A 24,021-nucleotide genomic window follows, 5' to 3' on the forward strand; every position below is an offset into this window, starting at 1 on the left:
GTCCTTTACGGCCCCGGCGGTGATGCCGGCGGCGACGTAGCGCTGGGCGATGACGAGCAGGACGGTGGCCGGGATGGAGGCGATGACGGCGGTGGCCGTTGCTTCCTCTCGAAATCAGGTGAGCTGGAGGTAGTCCAGCTCGGCGTATCCGGTGCCGCCCGCGAAGTGCGGTGAGCCCTTGGCCAGGCGGATCACGTTGTATCCCGCGCGCAGGGTGACGCTCGTGCTGACCGTGGCCCCGAACTGGCCCCAGCCGGCGGTCGGCGGGTAGCTGACCGTGGCCCAGGCGCCGCCGTTGTACGCCAGGCCCTGCGTCGCGGTCGCGCCCGTGCCGTTGGCGTAGCCGATGGTCATCGTGTACGCGCGCGCCGTCGGCACGTTGACCACGAAGTCGACATAGCTGTCGGTACGCGGCGTGCCCGCGTTGTCGATGCGCCCGACGTACCCGCCACCGGAGGCGCTCGTGGCGCTCAGCCGCTGCGCCCGGAACACCGACGCGTTCTCGGCCTCGTACCGCTGCTGGTAGGCGGGCACCCCGCTGACCGGTTCGACGACGAGCTGGTAGGCGCTGGTGGCCACCATGCCGGGCACCGAGACGCTGAGCCGCCCGTCGGTGACCGTCCTCGTGGTGGTGGAGACCGTGGTCGGCGCGTTCACGGCGGTGAAGCGGCCGCTGGACGGCGTGGACAGCAGCGTCACCCGCACGCTGGAGCCGAGCGCGCCGAGACCGGTCAGGTTGACGGTGTTGGTGCCCGCCTCGTTGCCGAACACCACGTTCACGATCCTGCGGGTGCCGTCGTAGGAGGCGAAGCCGTCCAGGCCGCTCTGCGAGGTGGGCGAGGTCGCGACCATGCTGCCGGCCATGTCGCCGTACCACTTGTACAGCCACCACGTGCCCGTCGGCTGGCTGTTGCCGGTGACCAGGCCGTTCATGGTGCCGTACTCGTACCAGAAGGCGCGGTGGGCCGACTCCACGTTGCCGCGTTCGAGTTTGCCCACGTAACTGGCGATCCGGCCGGGCACGTCCACCTCGGCGGGGGCGGCGTACTCGTTGATGGAGATCCGGCGCGGGCTGATGCCCAGCGACGCCTCCAGGTTGCGGTAGTCGGCGAGGTCGGAGGCGATCCGGCCGGCGTCCGTCAGCTCGTGCCAGCAGATGATGTCGGGCAGCGTGCCGGTGTCCCGGGCGCGGGTCAGGAACGCCTGCATCCACGAGCGGTTGTAGACGGCGGTGCTCGGGCCGACGATCGGGGTCAGCGAGTCGAGGGCGCGGACGGCGCGGAACGTACGGACCCAGCCGTCGTTGAAGTTGCCCGCGGCGGCGGTGTTCCAGGTGTAGTCGGGTTCGTTCCAGAGCTCCCAGCCGAGCACGTTCGTGACCGTGGTCGCCGACAGGCGGGCGTTGACCATGGTGGTGACCTTGGCCAGCCAGTCGTCCCAGCTCACCCACCGGTACGGGAAATCAGGGTAGATGTCCGGCATCCGGATGAACTGGCCGGCCCCGACCCGCGTGGCCTGCGGCGCCACCAGCAGCGCGTCGCCGCCCGGCGGCTGGCCGTTGGGCCGCTGGCCGACGCCCGGCGCGGGTTGCGTCAGTGAGTTGACCTTGATCGGCAGCAGGGTGGAGTCGGCGGGCCGGTTGTTCTCCGCCAGGCCGTACAGACCGCCCGAGGCGGCGTGGGTGACCGGCCGGAACGGCTGCGCGACGTTGACGGTCAGGGTCGCGCCCGCCGCCTCGGCCGGTGCCGCGAGCCCTCCGGTGAGGAGGACGGCGGCCAGACCGGTGGCGATGGCACGTTTGATCTGGGGGGTGATCACGTACTTACCTCGCTCTGTGTAGGTGGGTGGCGGGCCGTCGTGCGGGACGGCCCGCCGGGTCATCCCGCGTCGGCCACCGGAATCCAGACCCGCATCGGGCCCTCGCTCCGGTTGCCCCACAGGAAGTACGGCACCGCCGTGAGCTCCAGCGGGCTCGTCCGTGGCCCGCCGCGTTCGCGCCGGTCGTCGTAGAGCGGTGTGGTGCCCGTGTCCAGCACCGAGCCGGACGCGGTGATCACGATCGGGGCGGCGTCGCCCTCGGCGGCCTGGAACGGGCCGTCCCTGTGCAGCCGTACGTCCTCCAGGACCGTGCCTTCGGGCAGGTCGTGCTGTTCCAGGCAGTACGCGAGCGGGCCGCGCGCCAGCGTGACGCAGCCGCGGACCGCGTCCACGCGGGGGTGCGGGCGGATCTGCCTGACGGGCATGGTCAGATCGAGAACGACGCTCGTCGAGGAGCCCCACACCCTGGTCAGGCGCAGGTAGCCGTCGTCCACCGCGGCTCGCGCGGGCTCGCCGTCCACCAGCACGCTGTACGCCGCGCACCAGGACGGGACGCGCAGCGCCAACGTCCACGGTTCGCTGCTGTCCGAGGTCACCGCCAGCTCGACCCGGCCCTGCCACGGGTACGCGGTGCGCATCTCGACCCTGGCCGGGCCGGCTTCGAGGGTCGCGGTGGCGTACAGGTGGATCTGCAGGCCGTCGGCGTCGCCGGTGGCCAGATAGCCGGGCAGCGAGGCCATCAGGCGGGCGATGTTGGGCGGGCAGCAGGCGCACGAGTACCAGGGCAGGCGGTGACCGGCCGCCTCCTCGCCCGCGTTGGCGTGGCCGGTGCGCAACTGCAACGGGTTGGAGTAGAAGAAGTGCCTGCCGTCCTGTGAGACGGCCGGGGCGACGGCGTTGTAGAGAACGCGTTCCAGCTCGTCGGCGTAGCGGGCCTGGCCGGTGGCCAGCAGCAGCCGCCAGCTCACGTGGAAGCTCGCGATCGAGGCGCACGTCTCGGCGTACGCGCGGTCGGGCGGCAGCTCGTACGGGTCCCCGTACGCCTCGTCGCGGTGCCGCGACCCGTGCGCTCCGGTGACATACGTCCTGGTACGGAAGGCGTCGTCCCACAGCCGCCCGGCCGCGTCGAGCAGCGCGCGGTCGCCGGTCTCCACCGCGACGTCCACCATGCCGGCCAGCAGGTAGAGCTGGCGCACGGAGTGCCCGGCCACCTCCCGCGCCTCGCGCGGCGGCACGTGGTCCTGGTGGTAGCGGGGCCCGAAGCGGCCGTGCGGCAGCAGGCCGTGCCCGCGCAGATCGAGGAACCGCCGGGCCAGATCGAGGTAGGGGCGGTGGCCGGTGAGGCGGTAGAGCTCGGCCAGCGCGGTCTCGATCTCCGGGTGCCCGCACACCTCCTCCACCTCGGAGAACCGCTCGACCAGCAGGTCGGCGAAGCGGCGGGCGACCTCGACCAGCTTGTCACCGGCGCCGGTACGGCCCGCGGCGACGGCGGCCTGGATGAGGTGCCCGGCGCAGTAGAGCTCGTGGCTCCAGACCGGCTTCACCCAGCGCTGGTCCGGCTCCGCGAGCGTGAAGTAGGAGTTGAGGTAGCCGTCGGCCTGCTGAGCCCGCGCCAGCAGCCCGATCGTGTCCTCGGCGAACCCGCGCAGGCTTGAGTCGTCGGTGGCGGCCAGTTCCCAGAGCACGGCCTCCAAGGTCTTGTACACATCGGAGTCGGCGAACCACATCCCGGCGAACTCGCGCCCGGTCCCGTCGGCGGCGGCCCGCAGATTGCCCAGGTTGCCGCTGCTCTCCAGCCGCTCCAGGCAGTGCGGCAGCGTCTCCTCGGCGTTGCGCCGCCGCCACCGGCCGAGCAGCCCGCCGTCGTCGAGGCGCACCTGGTCCAGCCGCAAGGGGTGCAGGGCGGCGATCGCGCCGGGGGCGGGAGCGGCCGGTCCGGCGAACGAGGGAGGGGTGGCCGACGGGTTGACTGCGGGTTTCAGAGAAGTCATCGGCTCTCTTCAGGAAAGTTAGGAAATCGTTTGCCTCAACCTAGCGCCGCTCTGACGGCCTAGTCAACGGCTGTACAGTAGAGCAGGCAAGGGGTTCGGAAAGCGGAGGAAAGTATGGGGAAATTGGAGCGTCACGTCACGATCGCCGACGTCGCGACGCTGGCCGGGGTGTCGGTGGGCACGGCCTCCAAAGCCCTCAACGACCGCGGATCGCTGCGCGAGGAGACCCGCACCCGGGTCAAGGACGCCGCCAGGCAGCTCAACTTCGAGATCAACGCCGGTGCCCGCAACCTGCACACCGGTCGCACGTACACCGTCGGCATGATCACCACGGACACCATCGGCCGGTTCAGCATCCCCGTCCTCATGGGCGCGGAAGAGGCGCTCGGGGCCGGGCAGATGTCGGTCTTCCTGTGCGATGGCCGCGATGACCCGATCCGTGAGCAGTACCACGTCAAGACCCTGCTCAGCCGCCGCGTCGACGGCATCATCGTCACCGGCCGACGCACCCAGCCCCGCACCCCCATCGCGCCCGGGCTGCCCGTTCCCGTCGTCTACGCCTTCACCAGCTCCACCGACCCCGACGACTGCTCGGTCATGCCCGACGAGGCCGCCGGCGCCCGCAAGGCCGCCGACCACCTGCTGGCCATCGGACGTACCCGGATCGCGCACATCACCGGACCCGAACACCACCACTCCGCTCAGGTCCGCGCCACCGCAACCACCGACCACCTCGCCCAGGCCGGCCACCCGCTCACCGCACCGCCCCTGTTCGGCGCCTGGAGCGAGGTCTGGGGCCGCCAGGCCGTCGGCATCCTGCTGGCCGGCGGCACCCCGTTCGACGCCGTCTTCTGCGGCAGCGACCAGATCGCGCGCGGTGTCGCCGACGCCCTGCGCGCCGTCGGCCGCCGCGTCCCCGACGACGTCGCCCTGGTCGGCTTCGACAACTGGGACGTCATGACGGACGCCTGCCAGCCGCCGCTCACCAGCATCGACATGAACCTCGAGGGCCTCGGCCGAACCGCCGCCCACCTGCTCCTGTCCGCCATCAACGGCGCCCCCGAACCAGGCCGCCACCTACGCCCCTGCCACCTGGTGGTCCGCGAGTCCACCACCCTCCCTCTCACGCCTCCCTGACGGCACGGCCTCTCGCGGGAGACGGGAGCGCCGCGGTCGGATCCGGGAGACGCAGCAGCGCGCCCCAGCAGGCTTTCCGGACGCGCCGCGTCGCGGGACGGTCGGCGCGCACCTCGGGCTCAGTGGGGGCGGTGGAGGAGGAGCATCGCGGCGTCGTCGAGCAGGGGGCCGCCCGTGTGCTCGACCAGGTCCGCGCGCAGCGCGTCGAGCGCCGCCTGGGGGTCGTCGCGGGTCAGGAACCCGGCCCGTTCGGTGAGCGGATAGAAGTCGCCCTCCGGGCTGCGGGCCTCGATGACGCCGTCGGTGAAGAACAGGATGCGGTCGCCGCGCCCGAACGGGGTCCGGTGCGCCTTGGCGGCCGACGGGTCGAACGCGGCCAGCCCGAGAGGCAGCCCCTGCTCGGGCGGCTCGACGGTACGCAGCTCGCCGTCGGGCTGGATGAGCAGCGGCGCCGGATGGCCGAAGTTCACCAGCGTCATCTCGTCGTCGCCCAGTTCGGCCACGATCGCGGTGACGAACTGCTCGCGGCCCAGATGCCTGGCCAGGCTGGCCTCCAGGCGGTCGCCGATGTCGGCGAGGTCGGCCTCGTCGTACGCGGCCTCGCGGAAGGCGCCCAGCACCCACGCCGCCGTCTCGACCGCCGCCAGGCCCTTGCCCTGGACGTCGCCGATCAGCAGCCGGACGCCGTGCGGGGTGGTGACGACCTCGTACAGGTCGCCGCCGATTTGGGCCTCGGCCGCGGCCGAGGTGTAGGAGAGCGCCACCCGCAGATCACCGGCCCGGCGCGGCACCGGCCGCAGGAGCACGCGCTGGGCCGCCTCGGCGACCTGCCGCACACTGGCCAGCTCGCGTTCGCGCTGCAGGCGCAGTCGGCTGGCGAGCATGCTCGCCCCGGTCACCCCGAGGATGCTGACGACCGTCAGGTTGTTCTCCCAGGTGAACAGCAGCCCGTTGTAGATCGCCATGGGTACGAGGATGGCCAGCGCCACCGCCCCCACCAGGGCGGTACGCCGTACGCCGCCCGACACCGACGCGAAGGCCGGGCCCAGCGTGAGGAGCGGCAGGAACACCAGGTTCCGGCCGCCGAGCAGATCCAGCAGGGCCACGCCGAACATGACGACGAAGGGCAGCCAGCGCAGGACCTGCAAAGACCTCATCCCACTCCCCGATTCCCGTAGTGACGTACCAGCATCGCGCAGGGCGCGCGTTCTTCTCAAGCGCGGCACTCCGGGGGAATTGCGACCGGAGAGCCACGTAGCGTGACCGCAAGAATTCTCGCGATTGTTACAGGGGGGTTTATGAATATCTTATATCGCGGTGTTTTCCCAGTTCAATGGCTGTGGGGCTGAATTCGACGTGTGCGGTCCCGTGCGGAACGTGAGAATATCCGGGCTGATTCATTCCGCCGGGTGTCGATAGATTTGTGCCGACAGAAAGGAGTTCTGAGGTGGCTTTGGCTAATGACGGCGTACGGCGATTACTGGTGGACTCGGGGGAGTCACGGGGATGGGTGTCCCCCAGAGCGGACCTCGTGCTGGCGGTGCTGGGCATCTGGTTCGGTGTCGGGCTGATGATCGACGCCTGGGCGCACAGCACCAAGAGCGAACTGGAGACGTTCTTCACCCCTTGGCACGCGGCGTTCTACTCGGGTTTCGCCGCGGTCTCCGGGTGGATCATCTGGCAGGTATGGCGCAACGTCCGCGCCGGGCGGCAGGGGCTGGCGGCCGTACCGCAGGGTTATCTGGCGGGGCTGCTGGCCATTCCCGGGTTCGCCGCCTTCGGGTTCGTGGACATGATGTGGCACACCCTGCTCGGCATCGAGACCAGCATCGACATTCTTTTCAGCCCTTCCCATCTAGGGCTTATCGTGACGATGCTCATCATGCTCACCACACCCGTGCGTTCCGCTTGGAACGCCCCTGACATCGGTGACCGGCCGTCGCTGGGGCGCCTCCTTCCCGCGCTGATCGGGCTGGCGTTCGCGACCACGCTGGTGTCGCTCTTCCTCTCGTACGGCGACGCCCTGCAGTGGCAGGCCGTCCGCATCGTCGAGGCGTTCTCCTCGATCGACGACCCGGGAGCCCACCGGCTCGCCACCGCGATGGTCGTCACCAACGTCGTCACGCTCGCCCCCGTGCTGCTCCTGCTGCGCCGCTGGAGCCTGCCGGCCGGGTCGATGACGATCATGTACACGCTGGCCGTTCTCATGCCGGGCGCCCAGACGGGCTTCGAGAACGTGCCGGTCCTGGTGTCCCTGGTGGCCGCGGGTGTCGCCGGTGACCTGCTGATCTACTGGCTGCGCCCGACGGGTGCGCGGCGGGCGGCGTACTGGGCCTTCGCCGGGCTGTCCGGGCTGGCCACCTGGTCGCTGTACCTGGGGTTCGCGTCGGTCGCGAGCGGCGGACTGCCCAGCGTGCCCGAGTTGTGGACCGGCGCGCCGATCGTGGCCGGGCTGCTCGGACTGGCGCTCGGGGTCCTGTTCCTCCCCAACGCCGTAGCCCCGGCCCCTGCCGCAGTCGACGCCGAGCAGGCATGATTCGCGTTCTCTGCCTCGTCGCCGTCCTCGTGCTGGCGACCGCCGCTCCCGCCGCGGCGCACAACGTCATGGCGGGGGCGGACCTGCGCATCGCCCAGACGATCGCCGGCACGGAGCTCACGGTGGTGATCAAGGGGACGTCCCGGGTGCCCGGGCCGTTGCGGATCGGCGTCATCGCGTACGAGCCGGTCGCCGCGCCGCGGATCGGCGTCGAGGTCCGCTCGGTCGAGGACGGCCGGACGGTCAAGGGCGTGGCCACGGCGGCGGCCCGGGACCCGCGGTACACGGAGCTGAAGGTCGGGCGCACCGGGCCGCACGAGCTGACGCTGCGCGCCGGGAACGAGGTCGCCGTGGTGCCGTTCCGCGTCCTGGTGGAGCGCGGTTCCGCGGGCGACTTCCTGATCTACGGTGGGTTCTTCGTGGCCGGGATGCTGCTGGTGGGCGGCCTGCTCACCGGCGCGCTGACCCGGCGCGGCCCCGGCCTGCTGCTGGCCGGCGGCGCGGCGGCCGGGCTGACGGTGGCCGTCATGGTCATCGTGTTCGAACCGCGACTGCCTCCCGCCCCGGCCGATGGCGCCGCGCCCACGGTCGAGACGGCGCAGGCGGGCGGGCGGCCGTTCGTGCAGGGAAAGGTGGCGGCGCTGCCCGCCCGCCCGGAGGCGGGGGAGGAGTTCACCCTGCGGTTCGATCTCGTCGACGGCTCCACCGGGCGGCCCGTGGACGATCTCACCCTCCACCATGAGGCGCTCGTCCACATGGTCGTGACCAGCGAGGACGGGAAGTACTTCCGCCACGTCCACCCGCTGCGCACCGCCCCGGGCCGGCTGGAGGTCCGGCTGCGGGCCGACCGGCCGGGCCGCTACCTGGCGCACGCCGAGCTGGAACGGGAGGACTCCGGCGGGCAACTCCTGTCCGGCGACTTCACGATCGGTGGCAAGGCCACGCCACAGGCCAAAGCCGACCAGCCCGCGACGGCCGATCCTTCCGCGTCGGCCGGCCGGCCCGTTGTGAGCCCGCGGCTGCGGCCGGCCGTTCCCGTGGCCGGGCGGCCCGCCACGATCGAGCTCGACGCCCCCGCCGGCGTGCGGCCCTGGCTCGGCATGGCCGGCCACCTGCTCGTACGCAGCCAGGACGGCTCCTTCCTCGGCCACGTCCACGAGATGGGCACCACCGCCGGCCGGCTGCGCTTCACCTTCAGCTTCCCCGAGCCCGGCCGCTACCTGGCCTGGGCCCAGTACGCCACCGGCGACCGCATCGTGACGGCGCCCTTCACGGTGGACGTCACGGCCTCGGAGACGCTCCGATGAAGCGCGTCGCGGCCCTCGCCGTGCTCGTGGTGGCCGCCGTGGCGCTGTTCGTCGTGGGCAGGGGAGTGTCGGCCGGTCCGATCACCGTGACCACCACGGGCACCCGCTACGCCGCCACCGTCGTACTGGACCGCCCGACCACCGGACGCGTGCCCGTCGAGGTGACCGTGACCTCGGGCGACGCCGACTCCGTGGCACTGTCGGCGGTCATGCCCGAGATGGGCCACGCCACACCGGAGCTCACCGCCCGCGAGCCCGAGCCGGGCCGCTTCCTCGCCGAGGGCGAGTTGTTCGCGATGAGCGGCGTCTGGGAGCTGTCGATCCGGCTGAACGGGCCCGCCGGCGAAGAGCAACTGGCCGTGAAGGCCCTGATCACCGAGTGACCCGGGGCCGCCGCGCACGGCGGCCCCGGACTGGTCCGCATCCAGGGGTTGACAGGAGGCCGCGCACCCTAAATTATTATTCCTACTTGTATAGTAGGAATGGTAGGAAAGGGGAGAACGTGCGAGCGCTCATCCTCCTCGGGCTGGTCGGCTTCGCGGCCCAGCTCGTCGACGGCAGCCTGGGCATGGCCTATGGCGTCACTTCAACCACGCTGCTGCTCGCCATCGGCACCAACGCCGCGGCCGCGTCCGCGACCGTGCACCTGGCCGAGATCGGCACCACGCTCGCCTCGGGCATCTCCCACTGGCGCTTCGGCAACATCGACTGGAAGGTCGTCGCCAAGATCGGCGTGCCGGGAGCCATCGGAGCCTTCGCCGGGGCGACGTTCCTGTCGAACCTGTCCACCGAGATCGCCGCGCCGGTCATGTCGATCATCCTGCTGTCGCTGGGTGTCTACATCCTCATCCGCTTCACCGCCTTCGGGCTGCCGCGCGGCAACCTGGGCAAGCCGCTGCGCAGGCGGTTCCTGGCCCCGCTCGGCCTGCTCGCCGGCTTCGTCGACGCCACCGGCGGTGGCGGCTGGGGCCCGGTCGGCACCCCCGCCATCCTGGCCAGCGGCCGCCTGGCCCCGCGCAAGGTGATCGGTTCCATCGACGCCAGCGAGTTCCTGGTCGCCATCGCCGCCAGCGTCGGCTTCTTCGTCGGCATCGGCTCGGAGAACATCAACTTCGCCTGGGTGGGCGTGCTGCTGCTCGGCGGCGTCATCGCCGCGCCCATCGCGGCCTGGCTGGTACGCCACATCCCGCCGCGCATCCTCGGCTCGGCGGTGGGCGGCGTCATCGTGCTGACCAACGTACGGACTCTGCTGCGCAGCGACTGGATCGACGCCTCCGGCGGCGTCCAGACGGTCGCCTACATCGTCATCGCCGCCATCTGGGCGGCCGCCATCGCCTACTCGGTACGCGAGTACCGCCGCGACAAGGCCAACGAGTCGGTCGAGGCGGTGGACGGAGAGCTTCGCAGCCGGACCGCGGAGGAGGAAACGGCCTCGGCCTGAGGCCCCGCCGCCCATGAGAATTTCCGCCCGCACCCAGTACGCCCTCGGCGCCATGCTCGCCCTCGCCGAGGCCGGCCACCCGGTACACGCTGAACGGATCGCCGTCACGCAGGAGATTCCCCGCCGCTTCTGCGACAACATCCTGCTCCAGCTCCGCCGGGCCGGTCTCATCGAGAGCCAGCGCGGCCCCGAGGGCGGCTACTGGCTCGCCCGCCCGCCCGGGGAGATCGCGCTGGCCGACGTCATCCGCGTCACGGAAGGGGCCGAGCCCGCCGCCCGGCCCTTCCCCCGGGCGGCCGCGCCACTGACCGAGATCTGGGCCCGGCTGCGCAGCCACGAGGACGCCCTGCTGAGCGAGATCACCCTGGCCGACGTCATCACCTCCAACGGAGCGGTGAGACCCTAGAGACCATGGGTTTCGGGGTACGCGAGTTCGAGCTGACGCTGATGCACCGGATGCGCGACCTCAACGCCGCCAAGGTCGAAGAGGCCCTCGACGGCATGGGCGCCACCCGGGCCGAGCTGCGCGCCGCCCACGCCCACTGGACCCGGCTGGCCCACGCCCCGAGGGGCCCGAAAGGGGCGGCCGCGCTGCGGATGGCGCTCGGGCCGCCCGCCTGCCGGGAGCGCCGGCCGGTCGGCAGCCTGACCTGCGACGTGCTGCGCTGGGTGCTGCCGTCCTGGCCGGAGCTGGAGTTCGAGGCCCTGGTCGGCCCCGGCCGCGAGCTGTGGAACCAGTGGTTCGTCCGGCCCGCGGGCGGCGGCCCGCTGACCCTGCCGGAGCTGCTGCCGTGGACGTGCGTGGTGGCCGACGTCGGCATCAGCTTCCCCGGGGCCGTGCAACTGGAGGGCCCGGCGCCGCACCACTGGGCGGTCGACTTCGACCACGACGGGGTGGCATACCGGGCCCGCTTCGTCTACGGCCTGCACCAGCGCCTCGATCGCCGCTGACCCCGAAGGAGGGGAGGCTAGCGCGGGCTCCGCACCGCCAGCAGTGCCTGGTACGCCGGCTTGGGCGCCAGGTTCTCGTCGAACAGGCACGCCGAGCCCTGCCCGGGGAACCAGCCCGGCACCCACGAGTGCCGGTCGGTGAAGCCCCAGACCGTGAGCTCGCGGCAGGCCCGCACGCTGAGGCAGTCGGTGAGCGCCCGGCTGTAGTAGCCGGCCTGCTCGGCCAGCTTCTCGGCGGTCACGGGCAGCTCCATGCGCACGTCGAGCTCGGTGACCGCGACCTCCAGGCCCAGGTCGGCGAAGCGGCGCATGACGTTGGCCCAGTCGCCCGGATAGTCGTACTGGATCCCCAGATGCCCCTGGAAGCCGGCGCCGTGGATCGGCACGCCCTGTGCCTGGAGGCCCTTGACCAGGGCCAGGGTGGTCTCGATCTTGGGGGCGTTCCACTCCAGGTTGTAGTCGTTGATGTAGAGCTTGGCGCGCGGGTCGGCGCGGTGCGCCCAGCGGAAGGCGTCGGCGATGTAGCCGGGGCCGAGGTGGGTCAGCCAGATGCTCGGCCGCATCGTGCCGTCGTCCTGGACGACCTCGTTGACCACGTCCCACGCCCTGATCTTGCCCTTGTAGCGGCGGACCTGGGTGGTGATGTGGTCACGCAGGATCGACCGCAGCTCGCCGGCGTCGATGGAGCCGTCGGCGACCCCGGCGGTCAGCCAGGCGGGGAGCTGGTTGTGCCAGACGAGGGTGTGGCCGCGTACCTGCTGGCGGTTGCGGCGGGCGCTGTCGACGAGGGCGTCGGCGTCGGCCCAGGTGAACACGCCCCGTTCCGGCTCCACCGACTCCCACTTCATCGCGTTCTCGGCGGTGACGTGGCTGAACTCGCGGTTGAGCGTCTTGTGGTAGTCGGCCTCGGCACGCAGGGCGGCGATGTCCACCGCGGAGCCGATCTTGATGCCGTGCTGCTGCGCGAGCTGGCGCAGGTCGCGCGGCGGGCGAGGATGGGCGTACGCGGGGGCGGGGGCGGCGAGGACGAGCGCGAGGGCGATGAGGAGTGGCTTCACCGATGGCCTCCGAAGCAGGTTCCGAAAGTTTCGGATATATGTCGATAATTTCACCGGTCGCCGGAACGGTAAGCGCTCCGAAGCCTTCCGTCAACCCGCGTGAACCCGGCGGCCCTCTCGTCCGACTGTGCTGGGTGACGGGAGGCCGAGATGATCGATGAACTGCTGGTGGTGCGGGCTCAATTGGGTGAGCGCGCGGCATTGGCCGAGCTGGTGCACCGTTGGCGGGTGCCGGTGTGGACGTACGCCCGGCGCATGCTGGACGCCGAGCGGGCCGACGACGTGGCCCAGGAGATCTGGCTGGCCGTGATCCGCGGCCTGCCCCGGCTGCGCGAGCCAGGCCGGTTCAGGCCCTGGCTGTTCACCATCGCCCGAAGGTCGGTCGCCGAGCGCCTGCGCGGCGAGTACGCCGAGGCCGAGGCGCACGCCGGGGCGGAGCCGCCGGTCGCCGAGGACCTGGCGGGCGCGGTGGTGGAACGGGCCGACCTCATGGCCGTGCTGGCCGGCCTGCCGGTGCTGGAACGGGAGATCGTCGTCCTGTTCTACCTGGAGGACCTCACGGTGCAGGACTGCGCCCAGGTCTGCGGGATCCCGGTGGGCACGGTCAAATCCCGGCTCAGCCGGGCCCGTCGCCTGCTACGCGAGCTACTGACGGAGAAGGGACACAGATCATGATGAACGAGGAGCCGCGCCTGTCGGCGCGGGAGCTGATGGAGCGCCTGGACCCCTCGCTGTCGCGGCGGACCCGCGTCAGGGCGGTGGCCGCGCTGGTGGCCGGGCTGGCCGGGACGGTCTTCATCGCGGCGCTGTGGGGGAGCGAGCCCGGCCCGCTGCCCGGCCGCACACAGGTGGCGTTCGGGCTCTTCACCGCCTTCTGCCTGGCCTGGACCTGCTACGGCGGCTGGCTGCTCAAGCACAGGGTGCCGCTGTTCGCCACCGAGCGGGTGATCGCCGCCTGGGTCGCCGTGGCGGCCTCGACCACCACGACCGCGCTCGTGGCGACGATCGCGGCGCAGCGCGGCACAGGTCTGGCGCTCCCGCTCGTGGTGGGGCTGGTGTTCGTCGCCGCCGCGCTGACGCTGGCCGTCCGCGCGCACGCCCACCGCGGCGCCCTGCTGCGCCGCATGCGGGAACTGACCGGTGAGAAGGAGTGAGGCTAGCGGTCGGGTGACGACAGCAGTTCGCTGGCGGCAGCGACCGACTCGCACGTGCGGAACCGCTTGTGCAACCCCGTCATCCGCAGCAGCCGGGTCAGTCGCGGCTGGGTGCCGCTCAGCACGAGGTGGCCGTGCGCCGCCTCGACCGTGTTGGCCGCCCAGATCAAGGTGTTCAGGCCGGAGGAGTCGCAGAAGTCGACCGCCGCCAGGTCGACGATGACGAGCGGCGGGGTGGGATTGGCCATGGCCTGCCCCAGACCGCGGCGGAACTCGATGACCGAGGCCAGGTCCAGCTCTCCCATCACACTCATCACGGCGGCGTCGTCGCTCTGCGTGACGACCCAGGAGAAGCCTGTCCGGTCAACGCTTCCCATTCCACTCCTCCGCCTGGCATGGACCTGCGCACATCACCTCTCATCATTGCACGGTGCAATTAAGCGGGGAAGCTTGCTTCGGGTGAGAGTGCCGATCGGGGCGGGGCGGACGTGTACAACAGTGGCTATGGCTGACGATGAGGGTCCGGCGCAGGGGGAGGATCAATCCGCCGTCGTCTCGGCGGTCCTGGCCGGGTCGAGGCTGCTGGTCGCGGTGGCCGCGCGGTCGCTGGCGGCGGTCGAGGACAAGGTCACGCTGGCGCAGTTCCGGATGCTGGTGGTGCTCGCCGGGCACGGTGAGACGAAGCTGGTCACCATGGCTGAGCTGCTCGGCGTCAACTCCTCCACGGCCATGCGCATGGCCGACCGTCTGGCCGGCACCGGGCTGATGGTGCGGGAGGTCAACCCGCACAACCGGCGGGAGAGCCTGATGCGGCTGACGGAGGAGGGGAGGCGCATCGTCGATCAGGTGATGGCGCACCGCCGGGAGGAGATCGGCGCGATCGTGTCACGGATGACCGAGGCGCAGCGGCACGCGCTGATCTCGGCCATGCAGGCGTTCAACGAGGCGGGCGGCGAGGGGCCGACGCACCCGCAGCACCCGCTCGGCTGGGCCGACGCGAGCGTCTAGGCCGACGGCGTGGGGAAGCTCTCCGGGGTGGTCAGCCCGGTGCTCTCCAGGAGACGCTGGTGGTTCAGCACCGCGGCGTTGGCCTGCTCGGAGAAGCGGCGTACGAGGGTGTTCTGGGTGCTGCCGCGGACGGTGCCGATCAGCACGAAGATCTGGCCGTGGGCCAGGCGCAGCCATTTGACGTACGTGGCGTCGTAGGCCGAGCCCGACTTGGCGGAAATGTCGGTCATCCAGGAGGCCTGCTGCGTGGTCGGCTTCACCGGCAGCTTGACCTTGAGCTGGGTGGCGAGCTTGCGGACCTGCTGGTCGAGCGTGTGATGCTGGCTCGCGATCTCCGCGCTGACCTTGCGGACGCGGTCGGTGCTGGCCCGCTGGATGGCCTCCTGGGCGATCACCATCTCCCAGAGGGTCGCGAGACGGACCTTCTTGATGAGATCCCGGTCGGCTTCGGACAGCGGCCCCCACTTGGTCTGCCACGTGCCGCCCTTCTCACCGGGCGCCGCCGACGCCGAGGGCGCCGCCGAAGCGCCGGGCGTGCTCGTGCCGCCCACCTCGACCGCACCATCGGTGGGTGTGTTCCCGCCGCCGACTTCGACCGCGCCGTCGGTGGGTGTGTCCGTGCCGCCGACCTCGACCGCGCCGTCGGTGGGAGTGCCGGTGTCCTCCGGCTCCGTCGGGCCGGTCGTGTCCTCCACCTCGACGGCCGCCGGCGCGGTTTCGAGCGGAGGCAGGTTCGCGGGTGGCGATGGGGCGTAGGTGGCACAGGCGGTCAGTGACAAGAGGGCGGCAACGCCGCTAACGGTGTGGAGGCCCCAAGGCAAGCGCATGTGCCGTCATCCCCTTCTGGATTGGGTTCATGAAGGGGTACGCGGCATGGTACGGAAGTGTTCATTGCACTGGGCAAGAATCGAGCGGCATCAGTGATGCAGGGTCGGTCCCAGCAGGTTCTCGTACAGCTCGTAGCCCACGAACAGGACTACGGGCACGCCGACCGCGATCAGCAGGCGCCGGGGCGGCGCCGCCCGTTCGAGGGGCACGCTGATCTCCTTGACCGGCTGGACGGGGACGTCGGCCAGCGCCACGGGCTCGGGCGGCGCCATCAGCTCGGGATGGCGCGTCAGGTAACCCGCGGGGAACGACGTCGTGTGGTACGCGCCGCAGGCCGGGCAGTCCGTACCCGACCAGGGTGGCTGCACGGTCACCCCCGAGCTCAGCCAGATCTCCACCTCGTTGCCGTGATCGTCGGTCAGATGACGGACGACGTAGTCCGCCTCCCAGACGAACAGGCACCGCAGGCACTCGAAAGGCCAGGATTCGCGGGTTTCGAATCCGTCGCGCACGAGGAACCACCCCCGGCTGGGCGAGGAACTACCGCTTCGAGTGTCCGTCTCGTTCTCTACGCCCTGCAAGGAGGGGTTATGACACAGACAGCCATAGAATGTTCACCTCGTGTCATGTTAGGTGGTGGCCGCGGCGACGGCCTGGTCGACCGTCTCGTGCGTGGCCATGTGCGTTCCGACGCCGGTGATCTCCACCAGCCGGGCGGGCAGCGGCTGCAGACAGGCCAGTCGCAGCTCACCGCCCGCCTCCAGGCTGGAACGGCGGCACAGCAGCAGGGCGCGCAGGCCACTGCTGTCCAGGAAGGTCAGCTTCGCCAGATCGAACACCACCTGATCGGCGGGATCGCCGAGGCACCGGCCGAGATAGGCGGGCAGGTGCTCGTAGTTGGTGGTGTCCAGCTCTCCCGCCAGGGCGATCACCGTCACGCCCGGCAGATGCCGGTGGGTCAGCCTCAGCGCGGCTGCCATCACGTCTCCCGATCAGTTGGGACCATCGGGTACGCCCTGCGAAGGGCGCTCCCAGGCTAACGTCCCAGGAGGACTACCGGAATGGTGCCGGAGCGGCGGATCTCAGGTGGCCGAGGGCTCCAGCGGGGCCCGCTCCTGGGGGTTGAGCGCCAGGAAGGCCATCCCCGCCAGCGCGCGCCCGCCAGGTCGGCCAGCAGCCAGACCCAGATCATCGACCAGTCGAACAGGCCCATCGTGGCCGCCCCGATGGCCGCGGCGGGGTTGAAGGCGCCGCCGGAGATGCCGCCCACCGCGAACGCCCCGGCCGCGACCGATGAACTCCGTGACGTAGCTGCGCACGACGAACCTCCCCATGTGTTGACCCCCGGCACGGCCATGCTGAAGAGGCGGCATCCGCATCGTGCCACCGGCCCGCCGAGCCGGGAACGTTATGGTTCCTTACGGACCGGCGGCGCCGGGGATTGAGACTGGGCCGCCCGGACACCGGCCTGGAAGCGGGTCCGCGCGCCGAGCCGGGCCATCAGCTCGGCGATCCGCCGTTCGGCGGTCCGGTGGCCGACGCCGAGATGGCGGGCGATGGTCTCGTCGGTGAGCCCCGACAGCAGCAGCGCCACCAGCCGGGCGTCGCCGGTGGGCGGGCCGGGGGCGGACGGGTCCAGGCCCAGGGGCAGCGCCCGCTGCCACAGCCCGTCGAAGAGCCCGATGAGCGCTTCGAGCAGGCCCGACGGATGGATGACGAGCGCCGCGACCGCGCCGGCCGGCTCGTGCCTGAGCGGGAGCAGCGCCAGCCGGTCGTCCGCCAGGTACAGCTTCATGGGCAGGCCGGGCAGCACCCGTGCCTGCTGGCCCGACTCGACCATCGTCTCGATCTGCCGCAGCGCCCCGGCGCGGGCCACGAAGTCCCGCTCGTAGACGATCTGGCTGGTGAGGCCGCGGTCGAGCAGCTCGTGCTGGGCGGCCACGCTGCCCACGGGGTCGAGGTAGGGCGGCTTGGACAGGCAGCGGAAGAGTCGCCGGGCGGCGCGGTGGAGCTGGGCGTGCCGCTGCTCGACCGCGTGCCGGCCGGTGATCACCTCGATGACGGCGGACGGTGTGCGCTGCCTGGCCCGCTCCTGGAACGCCTCCTCCAGCTCGCGGGCCCGGTCGCGGGCCAGCAGCAGGTCGCGTTCGGCGGCGAGGACGAGACCGTCGAGCGCGACCTCCGGGGCGACGGCGGCGTGGCGGGCGGGCGGCCCCGGTGAGGTGCGCACGAGCCCCTTGGCGGCCAGCGACGCGAGCGTCCCGGCCGGATCGGAGCCGGGCCAGGCGCCGGGCCAGGCGGCGGTCAGGTCGTCGAGGGTGGCCGGTGAGTGGTCCAGGAGGACCTCGTACAGCGTCTCCTCCTCCGGGGTGAGCCCGAGGGGGCCGAGCGCGGTCACAGCCAGCCCCGCGCGGCCGCCTGGTAGCCGGCCTGGAACCGGGTCCTGGCGTCGAGCTGGATCAGCAGGGCGTGGACGTGGCGGCGTACCGTGCGGTCGCTCCAGCCGAGATGGGCGGCGATGGCCGCGTCGGTCAGCCCGGCCGCCAGCAGCGGCAGCAGGTCGCGCCGCGCGTCGGCGGCCTCAGTCGCCTCGGCCAGGCGCCCCTGACGGACCTGGAGCGGCACGGCCCGCTCCCAGCACATCTCGAACAGCGCCGCCAGCGCGTCGAGCAGCGTCGAGTCGTGCACCACCAGCGCCGACTCCACCACGTGCCGGTCGTGGCGGAGCGGCATGACCGCCATCGGCTCGTCGTTGAGCGCCAGCTTCACCGGCACGTCCCCGACCCGGGCGTGCTCCCCGGCCGCCAGGTAGCGGGCGATCAGCGAGAGCGTGCCCGGCACCTCCATGGCCCGCCTGTCGTACAGCGCCCGCACCTCCACCCCCCGCCCCAGTAGCTCGAACTCCACCGCGTTGCCGCCCATCGGGGTCGCGTACGGCGGCGCGTCGAAGACCCGCACCTGCCGCCGCGCGCCCCGCTGGAGCCGCAGGAACGCCCCGCTGACGGCCTCCCTGCCGACCACCACCTCGACCAGCCCGGCGGCGTCCTCGTCGGGGACCGAGCGGTGGAAGCGGGCCGAGAGCTGCGCGACGCGGTGCCGGGCCGCGGTGAGCTCCTGGGAGCGGGCCCTGATCAGCGCGTCCAGCCCTCTGCCTGGGGAGACGGCCACGTAGCGCGGCGGGTCGCCGGGCAGCGGGGTGACCAGGCCGAGCTCTGCCAGCTCCGCCAGCTCGCCGGGGGTGGCGGGGGTCAGGTCGGCGAGGGTGGCCGGTGAGCGTTCGACGAGCCGCTCGTACAGGGCCTGCGCTTCGGGGGAGAGCCCGATGATCTCCAGCACCACCCCATGTTGTCCTATTTCCGCCTATGGCGGGAAGAGGACTCACTTCCGTCTTTCGCGTCTTTACTGCGATCTGTCATGGTTCCCGGGGACTCGATGATCTCTGAGGAGCACCATGATTCGTCGGTCATTCGCCGCCTTGGGCCTGTTGCTATCCACCGCGATGGCCGCCCCCGCCGCCCCGCCGCCCGCGGCCCCCTTACCCGGCGTCGCCGAGCCGCCGGACGCGCGCCGCATCACGTTGATCACCGGTGACGTGGTGACGTACGCCGCAGGGCCGGACGGCAGTCCGCAGGCCGAGGTCGTCCCGGCCCCGCGCCCGGACGGCAGGCAGGTCTTCTTCATGTCCGTACGCGAGCGCGACGCCTACTACGTCTACCCCACCGACGCGCTGGACCGGGTGTCGTCCGGCCGCCTGGACCGGGGCCTGTTCGACGTCGCCTACCTGGCCGCCAACGGCTACACCGACGCGGAGAGCGCCACCCTGCCCCTGATCGTCCAGCGGGGCCAGGGGATCGCCGGCGCGAAGGCCCTGCCCAGCATCGGCGGCGCGGCCGTGAAGGTGAACAAGAAGGACGCCGCCCGCTTCTGGTCCACGACCGGCACGGCGAAGGCGGCCCCGGGCAAGATCTGGCTCGACCGCAAGATCCAGGTGAAGCTCGACCGCAGCGTCCGGCAGATCGGCGCCCCGCAGGCGTGGGCGGCCGGGTTCAAGGGCCAGGGCGTCAGGGTGGCCGTCCTCGACACCGGCGTCGACGAGACGCACCCCGACCTGGCCGGTCGGGTCGCGGAGACGGCGAACTTCACCGCCGAGACGAGCGCGCGCGACGGGAACGGGCACGGCACCCACGTCGCCTCCACCATCGCGGGCAACGGCGGCAAGTACACCGGCGTGGCCCCCGAGTCCTCGCTGCTGATCGGCAAGGTGCTCAACAACGCCGGCGGCGGCAACGTCTCCGACGCGATCGCCGGCATGGAGTGGGCGGTCGCCCAGAAGGCGCGCGTGGTCAGCATGAGCTTCGGCGTCTGCTGCCCCGGCGCCGGCAACCCGCTCGACGAGGCCGTGGACCGGCTCTCGGCACAGTCGGGGGCGCTCTTCGTGGTCGCGGCGGGCAACGACTCCGACAGCCGCACCATCGGCTCGCCCGGCACCGCCGCGTCCGCGCTGACCGTGGCCGCGGTGGACCGCTCTGACCAGGTGGCGTCGTTCTCCAGCAAGGGGCCCACCGCCTTCGACTACACGCTCAAGCCGGACATCTCCGCGCCCGGCGTGGACATCGTGGCCGCCCGCGCGCAGGGCACCTCCATGGGCGTGCCCGTGGATGCCACGCACACGGCCGCCTCCGGCACCTCGATGGCCACCCCGCACGTCGCGGGCGCGGCCGCGCTGCTGGCCGGGCAGCACCCCGACTGGACCGGCCCCCGGCTCAAGGCCGCCCTGACCAGCGCCGCTCACGGTGACGGGGGCGACGCGTACGAGCAGGGCGCCGGCCGCGTGGACGTGGCCAGGGCCGTCGCCCAGCGGGTGACCGGCTCCGGCGCCGTCGACTTCGGCTTCCTGGCCTCGCCGCAGAACGGCCCGGTCAGCAAGACGATCACGTACACCAACGACGGCGACCAGCCCGTCACCTTCGCGCTCAAGACGGGCGTCACCGCCCACCGGGGCGGCGCCGTGCCCGCGCGCACGCTCACCGTCGACCGCGACTCGGTCACCGTTCCCGCGCGCGGCACCGCCTCCGTCGCGGTCACGTTCGACCCCTCGGGCCCGGACACCTGGTACGAGGGCTTCGTCCGCGCCACGGCCGGCGACGTCCAGGTCACCACCGCCGTCGGCGCGTTCGTCGAGCCGCGCAAGGTCACCGTGCGGACGAAGATGGTGCTGCCCGACGGCGCGACCAGCCCGACCGCGATCCCGTGGATGCTCATGCGGACCGACGACCGGGACGACCTCCAGTACGCCTACTACCCGGCCTCGGGTGCGGAGAGCGAGGCCGAGGTCTACCCCGGCACCTACAGCGTGCTCTCCGCGCTGGCCTGGCGCGACAAGAACGGCGACTGGGTGCAGTCGCTGCCCATCGAGCCGCAGACCGAGATCACCGGGGACACGACGATCACCCTCGACCTGCGCAAGGCCGAGCGGGTGTCGGTGAAGACCCCGCGCGCGTCGGAGGTCTACGCCTCCCAGTACGCCTTCCGCCGCGCCGCCGCCAACGGCGTCGCCTCCGTGGACGTCCAGTCCCTGTTCCCGCAGTACGGCCTGCACGAGTACGTCATGCTGCCCACCGAGCGCGTCACCCAGGGCACCTTCACCCTCGGCGGCCGCTACCAGCTCGGCGCCCCCGCGATCACCATGAAGGTCGCGGGCGGCCCCGAGCTCACCCCCCGCTACCTCAACCTGTCCAAGGTGACCGTGATGCTCGACGGCAAGAGCGAGCTCACGCTGGCCAACGGCGGCAAGGGCACCGACTTCACCGGCCTGGACGTGCGTGGCAAGCTCGTCCTGCTCGACCTGAGCGACCTCTGCCCCGCCCTGACCTGCACGGGCAACGCCCTCGACCGGGTCAAGGCGGCCCAGGCGGCGGGCGCGGCGGGCGTCCTCGGCTACGGGGGGCAGGGCCGGACCTTCCTGAACCCGGCCGGAAGCTGGCCGCTCTACCCCATCCCGACCATGAGCCTGACCGCCGACCAGGGCAAGGCGCTGGCCGCCAGGACCGGGGGCAGGCCGGTGACCATCACCGCCGAGGGCGTCAAGAGCACCCCGTACCTGTACTCGCTGATGTTCCCCGAGAGCGGCCGCGTCCCCGCCGACCTCGGCTACGACGTCAAGACCAGTGACGTGCAGAGCATCCAGGACCGCTTCCACGCCGACCGGCCCGGCACGATCAAGATGGACACGGCGGTGACGATCGTGACCAGGCCGGGCAGGTTCGCCGGCACCGCGTCGATCGAGCACGACCGGCGCTCGCAGTCCATCATGGACGAGTACGTCGGCCCGGTGTCGCCCGACCTCGTCTGGACCCGCGCGGTCACGACGACCTACGACGGCGGCACCGACTTCTACTCCGGCCGCGGGGGACAGGCGACCGCCGTGGAGGTCTTCGACACCGCGGGCTCCCGAACCGAGGCGTGGGGGATCCAGCCCCGGGTGCCGGGCAACATCATGGTCTCCAAGGCGGTGTACGAGATCGGCGCCGCGATGTGCTTCGCCTGCCGGACCGACGACACCTTCCTGGCCTCCGTACCGATCATGGGCCCGGTCCCGACCCACCAGGAGGCGTTCACCTACAACGCCAACTTCCAGAGCGACAAGCACGGCGGCAAGGACGAGCTGCGCCTGTACCGCGACGGGCGGGAGATCCCGCTCGCCGAGGTCAAGGCCATCATCGGCATCTTCGCGGTGACCATGCCCACCTTCCCGCTGGAGCCCGCCCGGGCCGAATACCGGATGACCGACCGCTACCACACGCTCAACCCGGGCCAGCTGTACGCCAGGGACGTCGAGTCCGCCTGGACGTTCGGCTCGCAGCGGCCCACCGGCGGCATCGGCACGACGGACGAGGGCATCTGCATGTACTGGTTCGTCACGTTCACGGTGCGGCGCTGCGAGCCGGTCAGGCGGCTCAACGTGCGCTACGACGTGCCGCTCGACCTGGACAACCGGATCAAGGCCGGAATGCCGCACCGGATCTCGGTCACCGGCTACAACGGCTCACTCGGCCAGGCCGACGCCAAGGTCACCGACCTCAAGATGTGGGCCACCTTCGACGACGGCGCTCACTGGACCCCGCTCGACCCGTCCGCCTCCGGCCGCGCCTCGGTGTCGCCGCCGCCGCTGGCCATGACGAAGGGAGCCGTGGGCCTCAAGGTCCAGGCGACCGACGCCGAAGGCAACACGGTCGAACAGATCGTGCACCGGGCGTACGGGCTGAAGTGACGCGATAGGTCAGGGCGTCACCCGGGTGAGCACCAGATCGGCCTCGATGCGCGCGGCGGTCCGCCGGAGAGCGGGCAGGATGTCGCGCAGCAGGCCGGCGGTGCTCACCCGGCTGGCGTGGGTGGCCACGTTGACGGCGGCGACCACCCGGCCGGTACGGTCGCGCACGGGGACGGCGATCGACCGCACCCCCTCCTCCAGCTCCTGGTCCACCACGGCGTAACCGTCCCTGGCCACCTGCCGCACGGCCGCCGCCAGCTCGGCGGCGGAGGTGATGGTGCGCTTGGTCAGCGGCCGGAACTCCAGGGCCGCGAACTCCTCCTCGGGCCGGTCGGCGAGCAGCACCCGGCCCATGGAGGTGGCGTAGGCGGGGAACCGGGTGCCGACCGTGATGGTGACGCTCATGATGCTCTTCGTGGGCACCCGCGCCACGTAGACGACGTCGTCGCCGGCCAGCACGGCGGCCGACGCCGACTCGCCGACGGCGGCCACCAGGTCGGCCAGGTGCGGCTGGACCACCTCGGTGAAGGTGAAGCCGGACAGGTGGGCGTACCCGAGGTCGAGCACCCGGGGCAGCAGCACCCAGCGGCCGTCCCCGGCGGCGTACCCCAGCTCGCCGAGTGTCATGAGCGCCCGCCGCACGGTGGCCCTGGGCAGCCCGGTCACCTTGGCCGCGTCGGCCAGGGACAGCCCGCCGGCGGCCGAGCCGAGCGACACCAGCACGGCCAGCCCGCGCGCCAGCGACTGCAGGTAGGCGGCCCCCAGCTCCTCCTTGAGCCCCCGCGACGGATCCACCCGGGGCGCGGACCCGGTCGCGGCGGGCGCGGTGAGCGCGGTCTCCATCTTGGCCACCGTCTCGCGCAGCACGGGCAGGGCGTGGTCGCGCAGCCCCGTCGCGGTGTGGCGGCTGGTGTGGCTGACGACGCTCACCGCGCAGACCCTGCGCCCGGCCGGATCCCGTACGGGCACCGCCACCGCGACCAGGCCCGGCTCGATGAGCTGGTCGTCCTCGGCCCAGCCGGCGGGCTCGCGGAGCGCCAGGCCCGCCGCGCACCGGTCGGCCGGCAGCCGGTCGCCGACCTCGAACGCGACCGACATCGTGCGCCGCCGGGTGAACTGCCCGACGAAACGCACGCCGTCGCCGTCCGGCACGGCCAGCGAGACCGACTCGTCGAGCTGCTCGGCCAGGGCCTCGGCGAACGGCGACAGCAGGTCGCGCAGCCCGCCACAGGCCAGGTACGCCTCCCCGAGCTCCATCAGCCGCGGCGCCAGCACCACCTCCCGCTCCCGCATCCGCACGTAACCGAGGTGCGCCAGCGTGGCCAGCACCCGGTCCACCGTGGACCTGGCCAGACCGGTGGCCCGAACCAGATCCGTCGCCCGCGTGCGCCGCGCCGGCTCGGCCGCCAGCGCCCGCAGCACGGCCACGCCGCGTTCCAACGTGCCAGCCGGCTCCATCGGCCCTCCTCAGACGCCCCTGAACCGAACTTTGACAGGAGCGCGCCCGTTACGGATACTCGAT

The 24,021-nt window shown here is 71.9% G+C and carries 23 protein-coding genes; 11 read left to right on the plus strand and 12 right to left on the minus strand.

The window, feature by feature from the left end; translation table 11 throughout:
* Positions 1–114: 114 nt before the first annotated feature.
* Together C4V41_RS31870 and C4V41_RS31875 are read right to left on the minus strand one after the other, a co-directional pair.
* Positions 115–1,818, minus strand: a complete 1,704-nt coding sequence (locus C4V41_RS31870; RefSeq protein ID WP_235030491.1) for a carbohydrate-binding protein — start codon at positions 1,816–1,818, stop codon at positions 115–117.
* 59 nt (positions 1,819–1,877) lie between these two features.
* Complete coding sequence (locus C4V41_RS31875; RefSeq protein ID WP_103959670.1) at positions 1,878–3,809, minus strand: glycoside hydrolase family 127 protein; 1,932 nt, start codon at positions 3,807–3,809, stop codon at positions 1,878–1,880.
* Between the two features lie 114 nt (positions 3,810–3,923).
* On the opposite strand from C4V41_RS31875, the gene C4V41_RS31880 reads away from it, so the two are divergent.
* Positions 3,924–4,946 carry a LacI family DNA-binding transcriptional regulator gene (locus C4V41_RS31880; protein ID WP_103959671.1) on the plus strand — a complete coding sequence of 341 codons (1,023 nt, stop codon included), beginning with the start codon at positions 3,924–3,926 and terminating at the stop codon, positions 4,944–4,946.
* A 119-nt stretch (positions 4,947–5,065) separates the two neighbouring features.
* Here the strand turns inward: C4V41_RS31880 and C4V41_RS31885 are convergent, their stop codons facing one another.
* Complete coding sequence (locus C4V41_RS31885) at positions 5,066–6,103, minus strand: PP2C family protein-serine/threonine phosphatase (RefSeq protein WP_103959672.1); 1,038 nt, start codon at positions 6,101–6,103, stop codon at positions 5,066–5,068.
* 290 nt (positions 6,104–6,393) lie between these two features.
* Between C4V41_RS31885 and C4V41_RS31890 the strand changes: the two genes are divergently transcribed.
* The 6 genes from C4V41_RS31890 to C4V41_RS31915 all read left to right on the plus strand — a co-directional run bounded on the left by C4V41_RS31890 (position 6,394) and on the right by C4V41_RS31915 (position 11,181).
* Entirely contained in the window at positions 6,394–7,482 is a 1,089-nt protein-coding gene (locus C4V41_RS31890; protein ID WP_235030492.1) for a hypothetical protein, read from the plus strand.
* Positions 7,479–8,789 (plus strand): hypothetical protein, encoded by a 1,311-nt coding sequence (locus tag C4V41_RS65470; RefSeq protein WP_146103863.1) that lies wholly within the window; start codon positions 7,479–7,481, stop codon positions 8,787–8,789. Before C4V41_RS31890 ends, C4V41_RS65470 begins: the two co-directional genes overlap by 4 nt.
* Positions 8,786–9,172 (plus strand): hypothetical protein, encoded by a 387-nt coding sequence (locus tag C4V41_RS31900; protein ID WP_103959675.1) that lies wholly within the window; start codon positions 8,786–8,788, stop codon positions 9,170–9,172. The genes C4V41_RS65470 and C4V41_RS31900 overlap by 4 nt, the downstream gene beginning before the upstream one ends.
* A gap of 119 nt (positions 9,173–9,291) precedes the next feature.
* Positions 9,292–10,230, plus strand: a complete 939-nt coding sequence (locus tag C4V41_RS31905) for a sulfite exporter TauE/SafE family protein (RefSeq protein ID WP_103959676.1) — start codon at positions 9,292–9,294, stop codon at positions 10,228–10,230.
* Between the two features lie 13 nt (positions 10,231–10,243).
* The gene (locus C4V41_RS31910) at positions 10,244–10,636 is read left to right on the plus strand and encodes an RrF2 family transcriptional regulator (RefSeq protein ID WP_103959677.1); all 393 of its coding nucleotides are present in this window, start codon (positions 10,244–10,246) and stop codon (positions 10,634–10,636) included.
* Positions 10,637–10,641: 5 nt separating this feature from the next.
* Positions 10,642–11,181: a hypothetical protein gene (locus tag C4V41_RS31915; protein ID WP_103959678.1), complete on the plus strand. Its 540-nt coding sequence runs from the start codon at positions 10,642–10,644 to the stop codon at positions 11,179–11,181.
* A gap of 17 nt (positions 11,182–11,198) precedes the next feature.
* Here the strand turns inward: C4V41_RS31915 and C4V41_RS31920 are convergent, their stop codons facing one another.
* Positions 11,199–12,239: an endo-1,4-beta-xylanase gene (locus tag C4V41_RS31920; protein ID WP_103959679.1), complete on the minus strand. Its 1,041-nt coding sequence runs from the start codon at positions 12,237–12,239 to the stop codon at positions 11,199–11,201.
* Between the two features lie 150 nt (positions 12,240–12,389).
* On the opposite strand from C4V41_RS31920, the gene C4V41_RS31925 reads away from it, so the two are divergent.
* Together C4V41_RS31925 and C4V41_RS31930 are read left to right on the plus strand one after the other, a co-directional pair.
* Complete coding sequence (locus C4V41_RS31925; RefSeq protein WP_103959680.1) at positions 12,390–12,914, plus strand: RNA polymerase sigma factor; 525 nt, start codon at positions 12,390–12,392, stop codon at positions 12,912–12,914.
* On the plus strand, positions 12,911–13,393 hold the full coding sequence (locus C4V41_RS31930) for a hypothetical protein (protein WP_235030493.1): 483 nt from the start codon (positions 12,911–12,913) through the stop codon (positions 13,391–13,393). Before C4V41_RS31925 ends, C4V41_RS31930 begins: the two co-directional genes overlap by 4 nt.
* Before the next feature lie 2 nt (positions 13,394–13,395).
* On the opposite strand, the gene C4V41_RS31935 is transcribed toward C4V41_RS31930, so the two are convergent.
* Positions 13,396–13,770, minus strand: coding sequence for an STAS domain-containing protein (locus C4V41_RS31935; protein ID WP_103959682.1), 375 nt, complete (start codon positions 13,768–13,770; stop codon positions 13,396–13,398).
* Positions 13,771–13,897: 127 nt separating this feature from the next.
* Between C4V41_RS31935 and C4V41_RS31940 the strand changes: the two genes are divergently transcribed.
* Entirely contained in the window at positions 13,898–14,401 is a 504-nt protein-coding gene (locus C4V41_RS31940) for a MarR family winged helix-turn-helix transcriptional regulator (RefSeq protein ID WP_103959683.1), read from the plus strand.
* On the opposite strand, the gene C4V41_RS31945 is transcribed toward C4V41_RS31940, so the two are convergent.
* The 6 genes from C4V41_RS31945 to C4V41_RS31970 form a co-directional block, all read right to left on the minus strand.
* On the minus strand, positions 14,398–15,180 hold the full coding sequence (locus C4V41_RS31945) for a DUF4142 domain-containing protein (RefSeq protein WP_146103864.1): 783 nt from the start codon (positions 15,178–15,180) through the stop codon (positions 14,398–14,400). The two genes, C4V41_RS31940 and C4V41_RS31945, sit on opposite strands and share 4 nt — an antisense overlap.
* A 138-nt stretch (positions 15,181–15,318) precedes the next feature.
* Complete coding sequence (locus C4V41_RS31950) at positions 15,319–15,741, minus strand: hypothetical protein (RefSeq protein ID WP_103959685.1); 423 nt, start codon at positions 15,739–15,741, stop codon at positions 15,319–15,321.
* A 117-nt stretch (positions 15,742–15,858) separates the two neighbouring features.
* The gene (locus C4V41_RS31955) at positions 15,859–16,209 is read right to left on the minus strand and encodes an STAS domain-containing protein (RefSeq protein WP_103959686.1); all 351 of its coding nucleotides are present in this window, start codon (positions 16,207–16,209) and stop codon (positions 15,859–15,861) included.
* 56 nt (positions 16,210–16,265) lie between these two features.
* Positions 16,266–16,499 (minus strand): hypothetical protein, encoded by a 234-nt coding sequence (locus C4V41_RS31960; RefSeq protein WP_103959687.1) that lies wholly within the window; start codon positions 16,497–16,499, stop codon positions 16,266–16,268.
* Between the two features lie 138 nt (positions 16,500–16,637).
* On the minus strand, positions 16,638–17,627 hold the full coding sequence (locus tag C4V41_RS31965; RefSeq protein ID WP_103959688.1) for a helix-turn-helix transcriptional regulator: 990 nt from the start codon (positions 17,625–17,627) through the stop codon (positions 16,638–16,640).
* On the minus strand, positions 17,624–18,565 hold the full coding sequence (locus tag C4V41_RS31970) for a helix-turn-helix transcriptional regulator (protein ID WP_146103865.1): 942 nt from the start codon (positions 18,563–18,565) through the stop codon (positions 17,624–17,626). Before C4V41_RS31970 ends, C4V41_RS31965 begins: the two co-directional genes overlap by 4 nt.
* 115 nt (positions 18,566–18,680) lie before the next feature.
* Here C4V41_RS31970 and C4V41_RS31975 point away from each other — a divergent pair, with 115 nt between their 5' ends.
* Entirely contained in the window at positions 18,681–22,499 is a 3,819-nt protein-coding gene (locus C4V41_RS31975) for a S8 family serine peptidase (protein WP_146103866.1), read from the plus strand.
* Between the two features lie 9 nt (positions 22,500–22,508).
* On the opposite strand, the gene C4V41_RS65915 is transcribed toward C4V41_RS31975, so the two are convergent.
* Positions 22,509–23,957 (minus strand): IclR family transcriptional regulator domain-containing protein, encoded by a 1,449-nt coding sequence (locus tag C4V41_RS65915; RefSeq protein WP_103959691.1) that lies wholly within the window; start codon positions 23,955–23,957, stop codon positions 22,509–22,511.
* Positions 23,958–24,021: the final 64 nt, after the last annotated feature.

The organism is Nonomuraea solani, assembly GCF_900108335.1.
Taxonomy (GTDB): domain Bacteria; phylum Actinomycetota; class Actinomycetes; order Streptosporangiales; family Streptosporangiaceae; genus Nonomuraea; species Nonomuraea solani.

Bases quoted from the DNA above. Each gene is read 5' to 3' on its own strand.
- C4V41_RS31875 (WP_103959670.1), bottom strand. From the start codon at position 3,809: ATGACTTCTCTGAAACCCGCAGTCAACCCGTCGGCCACCCCTCCCTCG.
- C4V41_RS31880 (WP_103959671.1), top strand. From the start codon at position 3,924: ATGGGGAAATTGGAGCGTCACGTCACGATCGCCGACGTCGCGACGCTG.
- C4V41_RS31885 (WP_103959672.1), bottom strand. From the start codon at position 6,103: ATGAGGTCTTTGCAGGTCCTGCGCTGGCTGCCCTTCGTCGTCATGTTC.
- C4V41_RS65470 (WP_146103863.1), top strand. From the start codon at position 7,479: ATGATTCGCGTTCTCTGCCTCGTCGCCGTCCTCGTGCTGGCGACCGCC.
- C4V41_RS31900 (WP_103959675.1), top strand. From the start codon at position 8,786: ATGAAGCGCGTCGCGGCCCTCGCCGTGCTCGTGGTGGCCGCCGTGGCG.
- C4V41_RS31910 (WP_103959677.1), top strand. From the start codon at position 10,244: ATGAGAATTTCCGCCCGCACCCAGTACGCCCTCGGCGCCATGCTCGCC.
- C4V41_RS31915 (WP_103959678.1), top strand. From the start codon at position 10,642: ATGGGTTTCGGGGTACGCGAGTTCGAGCTGACGCTGATGCACCGGATG.
- C4V41_RS31925 (WP_103959680.1), top strand. From the start codon at position 12,390: ATGATCGATGAACTGCTGGTGGTGCGGGCTCAATTGGGTGAGCGCGCG.
- C4V41_RS31930 (WP_235030493.1), top strand. From the start codon at position 12,911: ATGATGAACGAGGAGCCGCGCCTGTCGGCGCGGGAGCTGATGGAGCGC.
- C4V41_RS31935 (WP_103959682.1), bottom strand. From the start codon at position 13,770: ATGGGAAGCGTTGACCGGACAGGCTTCTCCTGGGTCGTCACGCAGAGC.
- C4V41_RS31940 (WP_103959683.1), top strand. From the start codon at position 13,898: ATGGCTGACGATGAGGGTCCGGCGCAGGGGGAGGATCAATCCGCCGTC.
- C4V41_RS31955 (WP_103959686.1), bottom strand. From the start codon at position 16,209: ATGGCAGCCGCGCTGAGGCTGACCCACCGGCATCTGCCGGGCGTGACG.
- C4V41_RS31975 (WP_146103866.1), top strand. From the start codon at position 18,681: ATGATTCGTCGGTCATTCGCCGCCTTGGGCCTGTTGCTATCCACCGCG.
- C4V41_RS65915 (WP_103959691.1), bottom strand. From the start codon at position 23,957: ATGGAGCCGGCTGGCACGTTGGAACGCGGCGTGGCCGTGCTGCGGGCG.